The following is a 742-nucleotide window of genomic DNA, read 5'->3' as shown; positions in this document are numbered from 1 at the left end:
GGACTGGCCGGAAAGCTCCTCGATCTCCTTGTAGAGCTGGACCGTATAGGCCTGCAGCTTGGCGACGTTCGGGTCGCCGTTCAGCGTATGGAAGCCGCCCGCCGCGTGCCAGGACGAGCCGGAGGTCAGCTCCGAACGCTCGATCAGCATGATGTCGGTCCAGCCGGCCTTGGCGAGGTGGTAGAGCACCGAGCAGCCGACGACGCCGCCACCAATGACAACCGCTTTTACGTGGGATTTCATGAAGATAGGTCCGTTTTTGCAGAGACTGAATCGAGTGAGGGGGGTGTGAAAACAAAGCGGAGGTCGGACACGGCGATGTCTTCGGCCAGCCTGCCGTCAAGCGCGGCGAGGACGGTTTCACAGACGGAAGCACGATGTTTCAGGACGTCATGGCTCCAAAGACGCAGGATTGAATAGCCTTGCGCGCGCATGAAGTCGTCACGGCGGCGGTCGTATGAACTGTCGGCGTGTTGGTGCCCATCGACTTCAACGACAAGCCATTTCTCGCGGCAAGCGAAGTCGGCGAAATAGGGGCCGATGGAAAACTGGCGCGTGAAGCGGTAGCCGCCGAGCTTGCGACTCTTCAGTTCGAGCCAAAGCAATGCTTCGGCCTGATTGCCTGCCTGTCTGAGCTTTCGTGCCCGCAGGGTTGTCCCGGGTTTTCGCCGACTGCGGGTTTGATCAGCGGCTTCCCCCACTCCGTCGCCGCTTCGCGGCGCCACCTCTCCCCCCTCCGGAG

The 742-nt window shown here is 61.6% G+C and carries 2 protein-coding genes; both read right to left on the bottom strand.

What is annotated here, in order from left to right:
• On the bottom strand, positions 1-243 hold a 243-nt coding region (locus EOA38_RS38060), incomplete at its 3' end, for an FAD-dependent oxidoreductase (RefSeq protein ID WP_145966357.1).
• Positions 240-725: a DUF559 domain-containing protein gene (locus tag EOA38_RS38055; RefSeq protein ID WP_127301634.1), complete on the bottom strand. Its 486-nt coding sequence runs from the start codon at positions 723-725 to the stop codon at positions 240-242. The genes EOA38_RS38060 and EOA38_RS38055, both read right to left, overlap by 4 nt.
• Between the last annotated feature and the right edge of the window lie 17 nt (positions 726-742).

This window comes from Mesorhizobium sp. M1E.F.Ca.ET.041.01.1.1 (genome assembly GCF_003997355.1).
GTDB lineage: Bacteria > Pseudomonadota > Alphaproteobacteria > Rhizobiales > Rhizobiaceae > Mesorhizobium.
This window is presented reverse-complemented; position numbering and strand designations above follow the sequence as displayed.